This window comes from Geomicrobium sp. JCM 19039, from assembly GCF_000698145.1.
GTDB lineage: Bacteria > Bacillota > Bacilli > Bacillales > Marinococcaceae > Geomicrobium_A.
Genome location: NZ_BAXB01000005.1, coordinates 78851 through 96768, shown reverse-complemented (window position 1 = coordinate 96768; position 17918 = coordinate 78851). Strand labels below are relative to the sequence as shown.

Sequence of the window (17918 nt, the reverse complement as noted above, 5' to 3'; positions counted from 1 at the left end):
ATGACTTACATGACGGTGTGGCGTGCACGAGAAAAAACCGCAAGCGTCGCTTGCGGCCTCACTAGTTTATCGAAACCCGGGACCAAAATTCGGGCCAAAGTTCGGACCAAAATTCGGTCCGAAACCTGGGCCGTAATTCGGACCGTAGTTCGGTCCGTAGTTGGGCCCATAAAAATATCCGGGAGGGCCTGGTGGACCCGGTGGGCCCGGCGGGCCGGGTGGACCATACTTGCCGTAACCACCATAACCACCACCACCAAAACCTCCAAAGAATAACGGACCGACAGCCAAACCAGCTAGAAAAGGTAAAAATGGTCCAAACCGCTCATCGCCATGATGATGGGGAGATGGCGGTCGGCTCCGATCAAAGTTTCGATACTGAGGTGGGTACCTATATTGATTTACTCGCATCGGCTGAGCATACATTCGCGGCATTCTTCCCATCCTTTCTGATCGTTAACTAGTTTATGACCATCTTGAAATTGTGCGCCTGTCCGTGTCTCATGTTCTCAACTTAAAGAAAACAAACTCCGCAATAAACCCTAACGCAATAGACATGAGCAAGATCGCCCATTCTTCCCACGGTAAAGCAAATCCTAAAACGAAATACGATAATACCGTTACTACCCCAAACACGAGTAACCCTACTATTAATCTTTGTTGCATATTGTCAGCTCCGCTCTCTATATCGCATATATGTAAATCCACGTTTTCGTTTATGCAAACTCATTTACACTTCAAACCATGAGGTCATCATCTATTGTACTGATGTTCTCTTATAAACGCCAAACAAAACGGGCAATGATTAGCATGACGTTTTCATACAGCCGTAGAAAAGAAGATGAGGCTTTTAAATATTGAAAAGCCTCATTGCCAAAGCATTTACTTGTGCGCCTTACCACTTATTAGAAACCGTACATAGAGCCACGCCAACTCGTAAAACTCAACACAAAAAAACGCCCCGAACGCTCGTTTCACACGAACATCCGGGGTCGTTCACCGGTCATGCTATACAGTTATGTGGCCGGTACTTCCATTACACTAGTCAAAATGGCTTTTTGAACGTGCAAACGGTTTTCAGCTTGATCAAACACGACGGACTGCTTGCCTTCAAGCACCGATGCGGACACCTCTTCACCTCGATGCGCTGGCAAGCAATGCATAAAGATCGCACCTGGTTGTGCCTTCGCCATGAGCGGTTCATTGACTTGATACTTTTCAAAGATTTTTAGCCTTGATTGTTGCTCCTTCTCCGCACCCATACTCGTCCATACGTCCGTATAGACGATGTGCGCATCCGAAACGGCTTGTTCAGGATCGACGACATGTCGGATCGTTGCGCCTGTTTGCTCGGCCTGTTTTTGCGCCGCGTCCCAAACGTCAGTGTCTCCTTCATAACCTTGTGGTGTAGCCATCGTCATGTTCATGCCTAGTTTTGCAGCAATGATCATGAGAGAGTGGGCAACGTTGTTCCCATCCCCTACATACGTAATGTTTAGCCCCTTTAGACGGCCAAACTGTTCTTGGATCGTAAGTGCGTCCGCCAGTGCCTGGCACGGATGATAAAGGTCAGTTAGCGCATTAATAACAGGAACGTCACTCATCTCTGCTAGTTTTTGGACCATCTCATGATCGTTGGCGCGAATCATGATAGCATCCACATAGCGTGACATTGCTCTCGCTGTATCTTCAACGGGCTCACCACGCCAATTTGCAAATCTTCGCCGCTTAGAAAAAGTGCGTGTCCTCCTAATTGCGTCATTCCAACTTCAAATGATACGCGTGTACGGGTTGAAGCATTTTGAAAGATCATCGAGTGATTCCTTTAACCATTTCGTTGGGATTCATTGTTTTTTAGTTTCTTTTTAAGCAAGTTCGCTTGTTCGAGAAGCTGTTCAATTTCTTCAGTTGTGAAGTCTTTCCATGTGAGCACATCTTTGCCAGTGATGTTCGTTTTTGTTTGTTGCATCTACAGCCCCACCTTTTGTGATTGTTTTCCCTGCCAAATCGAAAGCGGTACACTTTCATGCTGGGCGGACATTGCATTTACAAATGCATTTAGTGTATCCGGAGATGATAGAATGTCGATTCGATTCTTCTTTGCGTGCTCACGTTCTTCGTGGAATTCTTTCGTGCCAACACTAGGCACACTTATATAGAGAAGGGCATCCGTTTGATGGACCCATTTGAAGAAGCTGATGTCCGTTTGGCTACTGTCAATGATGGAAAACCCTTTTTCTTTTAGACGATGGATCGTTTCCTCACATTGATGTCGCTGATCTTCCCCAATCTGACAATACACACTGCCTCGTTGCTTATAAGCTTTAGGAATTTGACCATCTTTCCAAGCAAAAGCTTGCGTCATCGCCTCTTGTATCGTTTTACCGAAACTTAATAATTCACCCGTTGATTTCATTTCTGCTCCTAACAAAGGATCTACCTGCAAGCTTTTCATTCGAGAATACAGGTGCTTTCACAGAGTAAAAGTCCATGTCCTCGAGCTGTCCGTTCGCGTCACCAAATACCGATTGCCAAGATTCTCCCATCAGTAATTGCACTGCGCGGTCAACGAGGTCGACTCCGGTAATTTTTGCAAAGATCGGTACCGTTCTAGAAGCTCGTGGGTTAATTTCTATCACATAAAGCTGTCCATCAACATCAACGAATTGGATATTAAACAGTCCAACAAACCCTAGATGATTAGCAATTCTTTTCGCATAAATATTCGTTAGTTCTTTCGTCTCTGTACGCAAAGAAAATGGAGGGGTTACGGCAATTGAATCGCCAGAGTGTATGCCTGCTCGTTCCACATGTTCAAAGATTCCAGGTATGAAGTGCTGAGCCCCGTCAGTCACCACATCCACTTCTAGCTCTGTACCTGCCATATAACGATCAATTAGAATCGGATATTGTACGACCCGTCCTTCGTCTTGCAAGTATGCAACCAATTCTTTTTGTGAAGTACAAATACTCATCCTTCACCACCGATGACATAGGAAGGGCGTAGCAATACCGGATAACCAATCTGTTCGGCTTTTCGGATTGCATCTTCTTCATCCATTCCGGTTGTACCTGGAATATGAGGAATATTTAACGACTGAAGAAGTTCATAGAAACGAGAGCGGTCTTCCAACTGATCTATAACATCAAACGACGCTCCGAATAGCGGTACGCCCGACGCTTCCAACGCCTCCGTTAATTTTACACCCGTTTGACCGCCAAGTTGCAACAGGACGCCTTTCACATCTTCTCGCTCGGCAACATGAATCACATCCTCAGCGGTGAGTGGCTCAAAATACAATTTATCCGCTGTTTCATAGTCTGTGCTTACCGTCTCAGGATTGTTATTAACCATAATCGTTTCGTACCCGAGCTTTTTGAGAGCATGTGCTGCATTGACAGAGCAATAATCAAACTCAATGCCTTGACCAATTCGGATAGGTCCTGACCCTACAATTAAGACAGAAGGTGCACTAGCGTCGCTTGAATCCCCCTTCGTACCCCACGTAGAGTAGAAATAAGGTGTCTCAGCAAGAAACTCTCCTGCGCACGTATCCACCTGATGAAAACTCGGGATAATGCCGAGTTCGGTCCGTTTCTCTTTAATGGCCTCGGCTGTCGTATTCATCGCTTTTGCAAGCCACACATCTTGGAACCCTGCCGACTTAAACGTATGAAGCGACTCTGTACTCACCGTCTCTAATGAAGCACTCTCTGCTTGTTGCTCTATTTCGATAAGGTAGATGAAATGATCGAGGAAAAACGAATCAATGCCTGTCATCTTTTGCAAATGAGCAGCAGATACTCCCCTTCTCAAAAGTTCCAACACATAAAAGAATCGGCGATCATCCGCGTGTTCGACAAGATCATAAAGCTGAGCAGTATCTATATGACTAACACCGTGTAACTTCAAACCATCAACACGAATCTCTAGCGAACGGACCCCTTTTTGCAAAGCGGCTTCCAAGCTCCGTTCAATCGCCATAACTTCTCCTGTCGCTTTCATTTGCTACCTAGCACGCGCTCAGCATCATGAAATTTATCAAACGGCCACCGAGGGAACTTCACAATCACATAGTCAAGGGCAGGTTCAAAACTGGCGTACGTATGTTTCGTCACTGGATTTTTTAACTCATGCAAGTGGTAACCCATGCCTAGTTTCGCTGCAATTCTTGCGATTGGATAGCCCCGTCGCTTTCGAGGCAAGTGCTGATGACCGACTCACACGAGGGTTAACTTCAATTAAGTAATACTGATTACTATTCGGGTCAAGGGCAAATTGTATATTGCAGCCACCGACGATGCCTAACGCACGAATGACTTTTAGTGAAGACGAGCGAAGCATCTGGTAATCGTGGTCGCTAAGCGTTTGGGACGGGGCAACGACGATGGAATCACCGGTATGAATACCTACGGGGTCAATGTTCTCCATGTTGCACACCGTAATGCACGTATCGTTTGCATCGCGCATCACTTCGTATTCGACCTCTTTAAAACCGGCTATGCTTTGTTCAATTAAGCATTGACGAATCGGGCTTTCTTCCAATCCTCCACTAGCGATTGTTCTGAGTTCATTTTCATTGTACGCCTGACCACCGCCACCACCGCCAAGCGTATAGGCAGGACGAACGATGATCGGATACCCAGCACCTTCGGCAAAGGCGACTGCCTCCTCTACGGTCGAGACAATCGTGCTTTCTGGTACAGGTTCACCGATGTCGTACATGAGCGAGCGGAACTGCTCACGATCTTCACCTTGTTGTACAGAAGCCATCGGCGTACCGAGCATTTCAACGTTGTATTTGGCAAAAATACCTGCTTCATGCGCCGAGAGTGCCAAATTCAATCCGGTCTGCCCTCCTACCGTTGCCAAAATGCCGTCAGGACGCTCTTTAATAATAATGTCCTTCAATGTTTCGAGCGTAAGTGGTTCAAAATAGACGACATCTGCACAACGCTCATCGGTCATAATTGTCGCTGGGTTGTTGTTAAGGAGCACCACTTCGCACCCTTCTTCTTTCAGGGCGAGACAAGCTTGTGTACCGGCATAATCAAACTCAGCCGCCTGGCCAATAACAATCGGACCTGACCCTACGACGAGGATTTTTCTAAGGTGTGTGTTTTTAGGCATAGAGGGTCACTTCTTTCTCTGTTTGAATCATTTGGAAAAATCTATGGAATAAAGGGTGACTATCTTTCGGTCCTGGACTCGCTTCTGGATGATATTGCACGGTCATAATCGGCAACTCATGATGTTTCAACCCTTCGATGGATTGGTCATTCACATTCTCATGTGTAACAACAAGAGAAGACTGGTCAATGGATTGTTCATCCACCACAAACCCATGGTTTTGAGCGGTCATATCTACTTTGCCTGTTTGTAAATCGATGACGGGCTGATTCGCTCCGCGATGACCAAATTTCAATTTCTTCGTATCTGCACCAAAGGCTAGCGCCATAAGCTGATGACCTAAACAAATCGCAAATGTTGGGTGATGAATGGCCACTTGTTTATACGTATCCAAGTGCTTTAATAATTGCTTCGGATCTCCTGGGCCATTTGAGAACAACACGCCGTCGAACTGCATCGATTTTACTGTGTCAAACGGGGTGTCATATGGCAAAACAGTCACTTTCGCTCCAAAAGCAGATAACTCTTTGACCATCGCATTTTTATGACCAAAATCATACAACCCAATATGAAGGCTTCCACCGCCGTATTGTTCAATAGATTTCGTGGAAACGTCCGGAACATACGAGACGCTCTCAATAGACGAATAGTTCGACCAGTCAACAACGTCCGGGTTTGTCGTAATGACCGCCCCCATTGCTCCTTCACTACGAATTGTTTTCACAATTGCACGGGTATCGACGCCTGTAAGAATTGGAACATCGTGTTGATCTGCCACGTCTGTTAAAGATGAATAGGACAGGTGATGATGCCCAACCGGGGAGCATTCCCCGACAATGATTGCTTTTGGTTGCCATTCATCACTTTGATCGGTATGATCTTGCATTCCGTAATTCCCAATGAGTGGGTATGTGAAAACAACAATCTGTCCTCGGTATGAAGGATCGGTGACGACCTCTTGATACCCGGTCATTCCTGTGAAAAATACCGCTTCTCCATACACCTCATTTTGTTGACCAGCCATTTCTCCTGTGAACACATCGCCGTTTTCTAATACGATATACCCTTTCATTGTCTCCATCTCCTTTACCTTGACACTTCTTTCAACACGTGCGTAATCATTTGTAGTCCTTGCTTAAGTTCTTGTGGATCGATCGTAAGTGCAGGTAACAACCGCAACACGTTTTTCCCTGCAACGAGGGTAAGAATCCCTTCTTCTTGCAACTTTTCGACGACCATGCCTGCATCACAGTCCAGCTCCAGACCGATCATTAACCCGCTCACCCGCACCTCTTTTATGATCGACAAGTGTTGTTGGGCGGTTTCCAAGAAGGTTTGCACCAGTCTCCCCTTCTCTTTAACTTCTGTTAACAGTTGATCATTGAGCAATGACAACGTTGCGTTAACCGCAGACATTGCGAGAGGATTACCGCCAAAGGTGGTTCCGTGACTACCTGCGCCAAAATAAACTTCCAGCCCTTTCCGGCCAATCATAGCGCCGACAGGAAATCCATTTCCGAGACCTTTTGCTGATGTGATAATATCTGGATTCATGCCATATTGTTGAAATGCAAAAGGGTACCCCGTTCTTCCGATCCCTGTCTGGACTTCATCAATAATGACGAGTGCACCATTCTTTTTCGCAATGTTTTCCACCGTTTGCAAAAAGGAAGCTGAACCAATATTGACGCCGCCTTCTCCTTGAACCACTTCCAAAAGAATGGCTGCGGTTTCGCTTGACACAATCTGTTCGAGTTCATTCGCATCGTTGAACGTTGCGTACGTAAAGCCTTCAGGCAGCGGATCATAACCTTCTCGTACTTTTTCCTGCCCGGTAGCGGTCATGCTTGCATACGTTCTTCCATGAAAAGACTGATGAAAAGAAACGATTTCACTTCTCCCAGTTGCTTTTCTTGCTAATTTAATGGCAGCTTCATTTGATTCCGCACCACTATTTGTAAAAAAAACATTGTGTAAGCCGGACAATTGACTTAACGTATCGGCTGCTTGTTGTTGAGATTTGTAATGAAACATATTGGAAGCATGCCAGCCCGTGTGTAACTGTTCTTCCACAGCCGCAATAATTGCGGGATGTCCATGCCCCATATTGACGGTTCCGATTCCGGTCATGAAGTCGAGAAAAACTTGATCATTTGCATAAATTTTACTTCCGTCCGCTCGATTCCACGTGAGGTTCCATCTTTTATATGTTGGAAATAGATGATTGGTTTCAGTCGTTTGCATGTTTATCTCCCATTCCCTTTAAACTGTCGGAACGACGGACTTGTGAATGGATGTTCCTTGTCCGGTTCCATCTGCGTTAATAATCGTCACCTTTTGTACAGCTCCCGTAAGTGAGGCAATGGCCGCTTGGACTTTTGGGATCATTCCGCCATAAATCGTTCCATCGTCAATAAAGGCGTGCACTTCTTCCTCGCTCACTGTAGGAAGAACTGCTCCTTCTTTCATAATGCCCGGTACATTCGTAACAAAGATTACTTCCCTCGCACCGAGCGACGACGCATAATGAGCGGCGGCAGTGTCCGCGTTCATATTCAGCCGACTGCCCTTTGGACCGGAAACAATTGGAGATATGACAGGCGTTAATCCCCGGGTCGTCAGTTGGTCAAGAAGATCTGTGTTCACCTCAACCGCTTCACCAACAAGACCTAAGGTGTTCTCATCTAACAACCTGGCTTGAATCATCGATCCGTCACACCCTGATAATCCGACTGTTTTTACTCCTGCTAGTTGCAACGCCGAGCACACTTTTGGGTTTACTTTTCCGTTAAAGACCATGTCCGCTACAGCGAGCACTTCAGGTGTGGTACGTCGTAAACCACCGACAAACGTCGATTCCACGTTCATAATATCAAGCATATCGTTCACATCGCTGCCACCACCGTGCACAACAACGAGATGATTTCCTTCTTGTTGATAGCGTTTTAAACGATCATAAAACAGTGGCGTTAGCTCATTAATTGTTGACCCCCCACACTTCACAACAATGTATCGTTTGCTCATGTGCGATACCCCGCATTAATTCGAACATAATCATACGTAAGGTCGCAGCCCCAAGCCTTTCCGTAGCCCTCACCTACATGAAGATCGATCTTAATCTGGATCGTGTCGTTTTGTAAGTAAGCACTGATCTCTTCTTCATCAAATGGCACAGGCTCACTTTTAAAAAGTGTCTGACATGGACCAATGCGAATATCAATCGTATCTGGATTGATGGGTACGCCTGCATACCCAATGGCACAAATAATTCTTCCCCAATTGGCATCTGCCCCGTAAACAGCTGTTTTACGAGATCACTTCCGACAATCTGCTTCGCAACTTTACCTGCACACTCATTTGTTGGTGCACCATTCACAACGACTTCAATTAATTTGGTCGCTCCTTCACCGTCTTTTGCAATCATTTTTGAAAGTTCTTCATTTACATACGTAAATGCACGAAGGAAAGCGCCCCAATCAGGATGATCCGGTGTTAACGATTGATTGTTTGCTTCCCCGCTAGCCATCGTGAGCACCATATCATTTGTCGATGTATCCCCATCAACGGTAATGCGGTTGTACGTTTGGTCGGTCACTTTAGAAAGTACTTGTTGCAAAACGCCATGCTCAATTTGAGCGTCAGTCGTTACAAAACCGAGCATCGTCGCCATATTCGGATGAATCATCCTGATCCTTTTGCCACACCGGCAATCGTTACGACCTTCCCATCGATTGGCACTTGCACACACACTTCTTTTGTCCCCGTGTCGGTTGTCAAGATGGATTCCGCAAAGCTCGACGCCTCTTCTTTACTGTCCGTTGGGACGAGTTGCTCCAATCCCGGAAGAATCTTCTCTAGTTTCATACGCTCACCAATAAGCCCTGTTGACGCAACCGCGATGTTATCTGCTTGCATGTTGAATACGTCCGCTGCTTTTTCCTGAACGGTGTAGGCGTCCACCAATCCTGCATGACCGGTACACGCATTTGCGTGCCCGCTGTTCACGACAACTGCCTGCACATGCCCGCCATCTTCGAGCACTTGCTTCGTCACCGCGATCGGTGCAGCTTGAATTTGGTTCAGTGTATAGACAGCCGCCGCCGGCACCGGTTGTTCACAGTAGATGATGCCTAAATCTTTTCGCTTTCTCTTCACTTTCGTATGAATACCTGTTGCTTTAAATCCTTTCGGCGTTGTGATGCTGCCGTCCGGAATTTTCGACCATACTTGATCAGTTACGAAACTCGTTTCTCCCATTTTCACACACTCCTTTTATGGAAACACAGGTAACATGAAGAGCCCTTCTCCTTCTTCATACTTTTGCATAATGTTCATATTCTGAACGGCTTGCCCTGCCGCCCCTTTCATGAGGTTGTCAATCACCGATACGACTGTAATTCGATTTGTCCGTGCATCAAACGAGAAGGAAATATCATTAAAATTACTCGAATGTACTTCTTTCGTCGAAGGAAAGCCATCTTTACGAATTCGCACGAACGGTTTGGAATTATAATATTTTTCATAGATTGCAAGAATGTCTTCCTTTGATAATGACTGGCACGTTGCATACATTGTCGCCATGATCCCTCTTGTCATCGGTACAAGATGAGGGGTGAACGTGACAGGTTGTGCGGCTGCATTCCATTCCGATAGTTCTTGTTCAATTTCTGGTGTATGTTTATGCTCATTCACTTTGTATATTTTCAATGACTCATTCATTTCCGAGAAATGTGTCATGGCGCTCGGGGTCTTTCCCGCTCCAGTCGTGCCAGATTTTGCATCAATGATGATCGAACTCATATCAAGCACGTTCTCTTTCACTAACGGCGCTAAACCGTTCAAGATTGCTGTCGGATAACAACCTGGATTTGCAATCAGTCGTGCATTTTCAATTTTTTCTCTATTCCACTCACTCAACCGTAAGCTGCTTCTTGGATGAATGACTGTTTCGCAGCGTTGCGCTCGTACCAAGCTTCGTACACTGAGCGGTCTTTGATCCGGAAGTCTCCTGATAAATCAATGACGCGCGCGTTACCATCTAGCAACCCTTCCATCAGTTCTGCCGCCACACCTGGTGGGGCTGAGACGAAAACGATGTCATAATCATCTGCTAACTGTTTCGTTTCAACACTCTTCAATATGCCTCGATAAATGTCTTGAATATGCGGGTAAAACGCTCCAAACGAAGTCCCTGCATAAGATGAGGAATAGACGGAAAGCTCTTCGACCCGACGGTGCTGCCGGAGTATTCGAACAAGCTCAATCCCTCCATATCCTGTTGCACCGACGATCGCCACTTTCATAATTTCTCACCTCTATTTATATTTATACAATATCTATGTTCATTATAAACTTGGATAAAAATTAATTCAAGTGTATTTTTATCAATTTAGATGAACGATGTTTTTACGACTCCTATACACAAAAAATGCCGAAGTAGCTTGAGTACGCCGACTTTTCCACTAGGTGAGGATGGTATCGATGCGCGCATAAATAGACGATGATTGAATCTTTTTGATATGCGTATGGGGCTTGGTGACTAGACATCCCACACCGATATACTCGTTAGGTTTACATCGAATCCTCATTGCAAGTATTTTTCGTATTACGATTTTTATATAGGATCAAACGCCCTTTTCCTAAACGTTTACGAACACTAACTCCTCTTACCACAACTGCCTAGTTTTTGACATTCACAAAAAAATCGGTCCACATAACCGAAGTTATGTGGACCGAGAAACTGTTGACTTATTCGAATACTATTCGTTTGTGAGTTCTTTTAAATCCTCTACAATTGGTGAAACATCGTCTGCTAACCCATCGTAAAAACGAATCACTTGATTGTTTGGGTCGACGATGAAGAAATACGTCGTATGCATAATATCGTCTTCAGCTGGTTGTACGACTGAATTAAATGTCTCGTTTGCAATTTGTTGGATGTCTTCTAATTCATATCCGGTCAAAAACTGCCAAACGTCAAAGTTCGCAGCATACGCTTCACCGTAATGTTCCAAACGTTCTGGACTGTCAAATTCAGGATCTACTGTAAAGGTATACAACGACGCATCAATGCCTTCTTCTTCAATACCGTCTTGGACCATGCCCATATTTGGGGTAAGCATTGTACATACCGAAGGACAACGAGTAAAGGCCATGTTCACAACGGAGTACTCACCTTCCATATCTGCCTCGGTTACTTCTTCTTCAAATTGGTTAACCGCTGTAAACTCAATCATCTCCAAGTCGAGGTCCGACGTATCCTGACCATTTTCTGAAGATGCCCCTCCAGTGTCATATAACCAACCACAACCGCTAAGTACAACAGCCAGTATGAATAGACTCGCTGTTTTTATGATCTGTTGTTTCAAAGTCCGATTCCTCCTAGCGCTCCCCGGTCTTAATGTGTGACGGAATATCACTAATCGTTAACTCGCCATCTTGATGGCTTTCTTTTTGCAGCCATTGTTTGAAGACAAAACCGATCGTTGTCCCATACACGAGCTCTTGTCCAACTTTCATAGCAACACCGCCAAGTTGCTGATCACTGTATGCGTCAAGTCCACCCAGAACCTGGACCACCAAACATCGATGCAGGAACAGCCGCCCCACCTGGAATACAGTACGCCATCACTTGTGCCCAAAAACTCATATCAGTATAGGTATCATAAAGTGCGGTACCAGAAAAAATAATTAGTGCACACGCAGGTGTAATGAGAATCCCGTTTCCAAAGATGTAAATAATTCTTCGAAAGTCGTGCAAGTATTGTTTACTCGGCAGAGGCGCAAGCATGTGCCACCACATCATAATTGCAGCAACGAACATGACCATCTCGTATACGCTGTGAACACCCGGGCGTAACATTAAAAAGTCAAACACTACCGGTATGTGATAGATCGAGAAAAGTGCATTAAAAAAGATGAGTCCAATAATTGGATGAAAAATTAACATACGCAAAGGTTGTACCTTCTTGTCCAACCAATTGTATACACCGGCTAGAAGCCATTTTGGAAGTGCAAGAATAAACAAAGGTACAGCTAAAAAGTACGCGAAAACCATTTGAATCATATGGATGGAAACCATCATGTGTCCTACACTGTAAAGCGGGCTACCCCAACCTAAGTACAAACAAACGAGTCCTGTCACAAACATTACATCTTGCTTAAAGGTTTGCTTGCCTGCACTCGTAAAACGAGCACGCCAACGTCTCGTAAGTAAAAAATATAATGCCCCTATAATAAGAAGCACTGCAATTAATTCAGGCGTCCATAAAGCTCTGAATGACAGTACTTCAAACACTTCACCCATCATACCCCTCCATTACCTTTGAGGTTTCTCTCACAATCTTATCACAAGTCATTCCTACTGTTTTGAACAAGATGTTACATTTTTGTGGGAAAACCAATTCGTTTCTAAATGATCATACCTATGCTATCATAATTGAAGTATTCCCTGCGAAAACAATTCAATGCAATGGGTATTTTGAGGAGGGGTGTCATGAACATTTATAAACTTGAAGAACATCATGATAACGAAACGATTCATCAAGCTGCCGATTTGTTAATGGGGCAAATGGAATCCATTGGTGGAGACGATGCTTACCAGAACATGTACGATATTTTACTACAGACACAGTCCCCTCACACGAACGCTGAACTCTTTATCGCTGAAGATGATGGAAAAATGATTGGCGCAGCCTACTTAAATACGCAATTCAGTTTGCGTAAAGGAGGCAAGTACATTTGGCTGAATGATTTATACGTACACGAAGGTCATCGTAATAAAGGTATTGCCAAAAAGCTGTTATTGGCCGTCATTCATTGGGCAGAGCAACATGGATTAAAGGGGATCGAATTAGAAACAGGTGTTAACAACATCGCAACCAAAAAATTGTACAACTCCCTCGGCTTCTATGATGTTGTTTCCAAGCGATACGGTTTCCAATTTTGACAAACAAAAAGCCAAGCGTATTTACGCTTGCGTGTAAATGTAACCGTTTGCTGTACCTTCTCTGAAACAGATGTCCCGTTCATTTTTTTTGCAGTCAAATTCACGACCCCTTGATAGGAATGTCCGTCCGTCAATAACCGGCTTGGAATTTTTTCTTCATATACAACCTCTTCGCCAGAAGCAACGTACACATCCTCCACAACTTGCATGTACATCCACTCCCGCTCAGACACATAAACCAACGCGTTGTCGTCCGCCGAATCATAAAGCCGAACGGACAATCGCTGACTCGTGGGAAAATAAAGGTGCAACGCGTCCTTCGTATCATTTAAGAGCGTTGCTCGAACAACACTACCGGCTTCTTCGTTCTCCACCACTACGCTAAAGTTCATACGCCCACCTCCTAGTCATCTTTACGGAATGAACCTAAGATTTCAGTTGTCGGAACAATATTCGTAAATGCTTCAGGGTCAGCTTCTTCTGTGATCTGTCTTAACGTATAGAGCTCATACCTTGTAATAACAATCATGAGAACTTCTTTTTCAGTAGCATCAAAGCCACCTTTTGCAGGCATTCTCGTAATCCCTCGCGTCAAATGCTCATGAATACGCTCACGTAAAATGTCCGCTTTTTTCGTAATAATTAACGCTGTACACTTTACATGTCTTGTGTGAACCATATCAATAATTCTAGACGATGCATATATCGAAACGAGCGTGAAGAGCGCTTGTTCCCAATCAAATGCAAACCCTGCAGATACAACAATCAATGCGTTCAAAATAAAGAAATATGCCCCAACTGGGCGATCACTCATTCTCGCCAATACGAGTGCAATAATATCCAACCCACCAGCAGAAGCACCGAACCGAAGTGGCAACGACGTACCGATAGCGACGATAATACCGCCAAACACAGCATTGAGCATAATATCTCCAGTCAGTCCTTGAACTGGGATGATCTCCAAAAAGAAAGACGTTAACGCAACATGCAAGAAACTATAAAACGTGAACAAACGGCCGACCTTTATCCAACCAAGGATCGCAACCGGGATATTCAACACGAGTAACAATACACCTGTAGATATCGGGATGAGCGCATTAACAAACTGTGCTACCCCTGTCAGGCCGCTAGCAAATACGTCTGCTGGAATCAAAAAGAAATTCAGGCCAAAAGCCGCAGTAGCTGCCCCGAAAATAATAATTCCAATTCGTTGCAATTCTGAAATTATCGTCGTTCGTCTTGTGATCACGTGCAGACACCTCAAGCTATTATGTAATCAAATGATGAGAAACATTACGTTGAAGTATACCTTATTGAACCTAAATTAAGCAAGGAAGGTAAATCCTTCCTTGCTTCTCATCCCTCTATTTAGTGAGGTTTAGGTTGGTCTTCGTGCTCTTTGTTGTAATAGTCAACCGAGTACGTCGACCCTTCTGCGACCATTTCATTGTCATTAATATCCATTGGGTCGGGATTCCCAATTCGTTGCTCTAGTGGAATGTCTGAACTTTTATTCGTTGCTGATCCGACCATCTTATTATATCCAGATTTCGCACGGTCCGCCCATTCTTTTCTTTTCTCAGGGTTACGTACCAAATATGTTGCACCAGCAGCCAAAGCAGCTACTGAAGATGTTAGAAAAATGCTCTTCTTACTCATCACTGCGCCCTCCTACAATTGTTGTTATCTTAGTACACATTTTTCCCTTATTAAAAAAGATTAAACTTCAAATTTTCATGAGTAAGGGCACTGAACTTCTTTCAAAAAGGGCAATCTGTTTCGAAGAGTAGCATGAATTTCTTCTCATCGTTAATAAGTAATCCGCATATCAACTTTTTCAATCATAATTCCCATAATAAAGGGTTACATATGGTGGCTGTAGTAATCATTCACTTCAGCCGATGCTTCTCATTTTTTTCTATTTGAATGACATTGCCATCTTGAACGGTAATGGTTACATATCCAAATTGAAGTCCAGTTAGCATTTCCTCTATTAATTCATTAATTTCATGGTATTGACCAATTTGATTACTTCCCATCTTTATCTCCTCCTACTGTTTAAGTGATTGATTTTATCTACTCATTACTTTTTCATAAACAATCTATTGTCAGTGTTATATACAGTAGTCCTCAGACTCAAAGGTCCTAAGTCGGTCGATACGAGCGTACATATGGTCCCCTACACGAATGGATAATTCATCAAATTTGCTTTTTGACAACTCAATTTCGACATTCTCTTTTTCACCATGTTTGCGTTTTGCTTCTATAAAAACTACCGGACCAACATGATGAATTGAAGAGATTGTAACCGCTAATTGATGTTCACTTGATTCAGTGTGTGAAATGGAGATTTCATGGGGGCGTATATAACCAACAATTTCTGCACCGATCGTGTGTGTCCATTCACTGACGAATGTCAAACCATCTATTGAGACTCCATCTTTGGTGACAACTCCATTTAATTCATTCGCGTTACCTAAAAAGCGATACATAAAAGGGCTGTTTGGCGACTCGTAAATGTTAATCGGTGTGCCTCTCTGAATTATTTCTCCATCCTTCAACACGACCACTTGATCAGCGACATCTAGCGCTTCCTCTTGATCATGAGTGACAAACAATGTCGTCACGCCTGTTTGTTTATGCAATGTTTTTAGCCATTTGCGCAACTCTTTCCTAACTTGAGCATCTAGTGCTCCAAATGGTTCGTCGAGAAGCAGAACCGATGGATTAATCGCCAACGCCCTTGCAAGCGCTACTCTTTGTTTTTGACCACCTGATAACTGGTTAGGATAATGATCACCAAACGCTTCAAGCTTCACGAGCCGGAGAAGCTCTTGTACTTTTTCTGTAATCTTTACATTAGGAAGTCGGCTTTTTCTTTTTCTCACCCGCAATCCATAGGCGATGTTGTCTTTTACTTTCATATGAGGGAATAAAGCATAATGTTGAAATACAAAACCGACACTTCGGTCTTGTGCACCTTCATGGGTCACATTTTTATCTTCAAAATAAATGTCCCCTTTTGTTACATGTTCAAGTCCAGCAATGATTCGAAGTAGCGTAGTCTTTCCAGAACCAGAAGGTCCTAGGAGTGCCAGTAGTTCCCCTTGTCTAACATTAAGATGAATATCCTTAAGGACTGGTGTTTTGCCAAACACTTTGTTGATATCTTTTATCGTAATAGACAACTTAATCACCTCAAATGTTGTTTTCGTTCCACTATCTGTTTAATTATTATCGTGAATATTGCGAATAAACTCATCAATAACGCGATGGAAAATGCGGAAGCAAATTGATATTCATTGTATAAAATTTCGACGTGTAAAGGCATTGTGTTTGTCGCGCCTCGAATTCTTCCAGATACTACGGAAACAGCTCCAAACTCTCCAATTGCTCGGGCACTACATAGAATCACACCATAAAGTAAGCCCCACTTAATTGCTGGAAATGTTACGTGATAGAACGTACGGAACCCTCCAGCACCAAGCGTGATTGAAGCTTCTTCTGCATCCGTCCCTTGTGCTTCCATCAATGGAATTAACTCTCTGGCAATAAACGGTAACGTAACAAACATCGTGGCAAGAATAATACCAGGTAGTGCAAAAATAACTTGCAAGTCATTATCTATTAACCATTCACCAAAAAAACCATTTACTCCATAGAGAATAATGAATATAAGCCCTGCAATAACAGGAGATATAGCAAAAGGAATTTCAATTAACGTAATGATAAATTGACGACCTCGAAACCGGAACTTTGTTAGAGCCCAAGCAGCAGTTAAACCAAACAATGTGTGCAATGGGACCGTAATGATTAAAACGATTATCGTGAGAAATATTGCATGCCTAGCCGCAGGTTCTGTAATCGAGTACCAAAATACATAGAACCCTTGACTAAAAGCGCCAATGAAAATAATAAGCAAGGGAAGAACTAGAAATAACGTTAAAAAAAGAAAGGCAGCAACAATGAGAATTGGCTTATAAACCTTAGATTCGGTCATGAAGAATGCGCCACCTTTTGCCCAATTTTCCTGGATAACCACCACTGAAGAATGTTAGCAGCGAATAAAAGAATGAAAGACAACAAGAGCATAACAGTCGCTATAGCCGTTGCACCCGCGTAATCAAACTGTTCCAACTTGTTCATAATTAGTAGAGGTACGATCTCCGTTTGCATCGGTATATTCCCAGCAATAAAAACAACGGAACCGTATTCTCCTAATGCACGAGCAAACGCTAGCGTCATGCCAGCTAAAATTGCTGGCAATAACAAGGGGAACATCACCGTCCGGAAGATCGTGAAAGGCCTTGCCCCAAGTAGGCCAGCGGCCTCTTCCGTTTCACGATCTAAGGAGCGAAGCACCGGCTCAACCATCCGGACTACAAAAGGTAACCCAATAAATGTTAATGCTATCGTTACACCGACCGGAGTAAACGCGACTTCAATGCCTAGAGGGGCTAACAAAGAACCGATCCATCCATTTTCAGCATACAAGCTCGTTAGTGCAATTCCTGCAACAGCTGTAGGTAAAGCAAAAGGAAGGTCAATAAGTCCATCCATTAATCTTTTACCAAAAAAATCATAACGAACTAACACCCAAGCAATCAGCAATCCAAATGCTCCATTTACAATTGCTGCGATAAAGGATGCCGTAAAACTAAGTCGAAGAGCCGAAAATAAGCGAGGATCGATAATGGCGTTCCAAAAACCCTCCCAACCAATTCCCATCGTATACCAAACCAATGCAATCAGTGGAATAAACACAATAAAACTCATGTAGAACATCATAAATCCAAATGTAAACGGAAATCCTGGTAAAGTGCGACTCAAAAAGGTTCC

General features: G+C 43.8%; 16 protein-coding genes and 4 pseudogenes. 1 reads left to right on the top strand and 19 read right to left on the bottom strand.

The window, feature by feature from the left end; translation table 11 throughout:
* Positions 1–66 precede the first annotated feature (66 nt).
* The 12 genes and pseudogenes from JCM19039_RS07095 to JCM19039_RS07050 all read right to left on the bottom strand — a co-directional run bounded on the left by JCM19039_RS07095 (position 67) and on the right by JCM19039_RS07050 (position 12437).
* Positions 67–435 carry a hypothetical protein gene (locus JCM19039_RS07095; RefSeq protein ID WP_081834376.1) on the bottom strand — a complete coding sequence of 123 codons (369 nt, stop codon included), beginning with the start codon at positions 433–435 and terminating at the stop codon, positions 67–69.
* Positions 436–501: 66 nt separating this feature from the next.
* The gene (locus JCM19039_RS24270) at positions 502–666 is read right to left on the bottom strand and encodes a hypothetical protein (RefSeq protein ID WP_193744165.1); all 165 of its coding nucleotides are present in this window, start codon (positions 664–666) and stop codon (positions 502–504) included.
* A 350-nt stretch (positions 667–1016) separates the two neighbouring features.
* A pseudogene (argF, locus tag JCM19039_RS07090) lies at positions 1017–1969 on the bottom strand (ornithine carbamoyltransferase).
* Positions 1970–5131, bottom strand: a pseudogene (locus JCM19039_RS27860) (carbamoyl phosphate synthase large subunit).
* Positions 5124–6203, bottom strand: a complete 1080-nt coding sequence (locus JCM19039_RS07080; RefSeq protein ID WP_042425409.1) for a carbamoyl phosphate synthase small subunit — start codon at positions 6201–6203, stop codon at positions 5124–5126. The pseudogene JCM19039_RS27860 and the gene JCM19039_RS07080 overlap by 8 nt, the downstream one beginning before the upstream one ends.
* Positions 6204–6217: 14 nt before the next feature.
* On the bottom strand, positions 6218–7375 hold the full coding sequence (locus tag JCM19039_RS07075) for an acetylornithine transaminase (RefSeq protein WP_042425407.1): 1158 nt from the start codon (positions 7373–7375) through the stop codon (positions 6218–6220).
* A gap of 18 nt (positions 7376–7393) precedes the next feature.
* Positions 7394–8155 (bottom strand): acetylglutamate kinase, encoded by a 762-nt coding sequence (gene argB / locus JCM19039_RS07070; protein WP_042425402.1) that lies wholly within the window; start codon positions 8153–8155, stop codon positions 7394–7396.
* Positions 8152–9388 (bottom strand): annotated as a pseudogene (gene argJ / locus JCM19039_RS07065) (bifunctional ornithine acetyltransferase/N-acetylglutamate synthase). The gene argB and the pseudogene argJ overlap by 4 nt, the downstream one beginning before the upstream one ends.
* Positions 9389–9403: 15 nt before the next feature.
* Positions 9404–10434, bottom strand: a pseudogene (argC, locus tag JCM19039_RS07060) (N-acetyl-gamma-glutamyl-phosphate reductase).
* A gap of 456 nt (positions 10435–10890) precedes the next feature.
* On the bottom strand, positions 10891–11499 hold the full coding sequence (locus tag JCM19039_RS07055) for an SCO family protein (RefSeq protein WP_042425399.1): 609 nt from the start codon (positions 11497–11499) through the stop codon (positions 10891–10893).
* A 13-nt stretch (positions 11500–11512) separates the two neighbouring features.
* Complete coding sequence (locus JCM19039_RS26395) at positions 11513–11710, bottom strand: cytochrome c oxidase assembly protein (RefSeq protein ID WP_373975207.1); 198 nt, start codon at positions 11708–11710, stop codon at positions 11513–11515.
* Positions 11685–12437, bottom strand: a complete 753-nt coding sequence (locus JCM19039_RS07050; RefSeq protein ID WP_255343638.1) for a cytochrome c oxidase assembly protein — start codon at positions 12435–12437, stop codon at positions 11685–11687. Before JCM19039_RS07050 ends, JCM19039_RS26395 begins: the two co-directional genes overlap by 26 nt.
* A 189-nt stretch (positions 12438–12626) precedes the next feature.
* Here JCM19039_RS07050 and JCM19039_RS07045 point away from each other — a divergent pair, with 189 nt between their 5' ends.
* Positions 12627–13079: a GNAT family N-acetyltransferase gene (locus JCM19039_RS07045; protein ID WP_042425396.1), complete on the top strand. Its 453-nt coding sequence runs from the start codon at positions 12627–12629 to the stop codon at positions 13077–13079.
* Here the strand turns inward: JCM19039_RS07045 and JCM19039_RS07040 are convergent.
* From JCM19039_RS07040 to cysT, 7 genes are all read right to left on the bottom strand, one after another.
* Entirely contained in the window at positions 13040–13471 is a 432-nt protein-coding gene (locus JCM19039_RS07040) for a BsuPI-related putative proteinase inhibitor (RefSeq protein ID WP_042425393.1), read from the bottom strand. The two genes, JCM19039_RS07045 and JCM19039_RS07040, sit on opposite strands and share 40 nt — an antisense overlap.
* Positions 13472–13482: 11 nt before the next feature.
* Complete coding sequence (locus JCM19039_RS07035) at positions 13483–14328, bottom strand: YitT family protein (RefSeq protein WP_081834375.1); 846 nt, start codon at positions 14326–14328, stop codon at positions 13483–13485.
* Positions 14329–14447: 119 nt separating this feature from the next.
* Entirely contained in the window at positions 14448–14738 is a 291-nt protein-coding gene (locus JCM19039_RS07030; RefSeq protein WP_052398588.1) for a hypothetical protein, read from the bottom strand.
* 230 nt (positions 14739–14968) lie between these two features.
* Entirely contained in the window at positions 14969–15118 is a 150-nt protein-coding gene (locus tag JCM19039_RS23070) for a YezD family protein (protein ID WP_081834374.1), read from the bottom strand.
* 75 nt (positions 15119–15193) lie between these two features.
* Positions 15194–16267 carry a sulfate/molybdate ABC transporter ATP-binding protein gene (locus tag JCM19039_RS07025; RefSeq protein ID WP_042425390.1) on the bottom strand — a complete coding sequence of 358 codons (1074 nt, stop codon included), beginning with the start codon at positions 16265–16267 and terminating at the stop codon, positions 15194–15196.
* Between the two features lie 5 nt (positions 16268–16272).
* Positions 16273–17079, bottom strand: a complete 807-nt coding sequence (cysW, locus tag JCM19039_RS07020) for a sulfate ABC transporter permease subunit CysW (protein WP_042425387.1) — start codon at positions 17077–17079, stop codon at positions 16273–16275.
* Complete coding sequence (gene cysT, locus JCM19039_RS07015; protein ID WP_042425613.1) at positions 17076–17867, bottom strand: sulfate ABC transporter permease subunit CysT; 792 nt, start codon at positions 17865–17867, stop codon at positions 17076–17078. The genes cysW and cysT overlap by 4 nt, the downstream gene beginning before the upstream one ends.
* Positions 17868–17918: the final 51 nt, after the last annotated feature.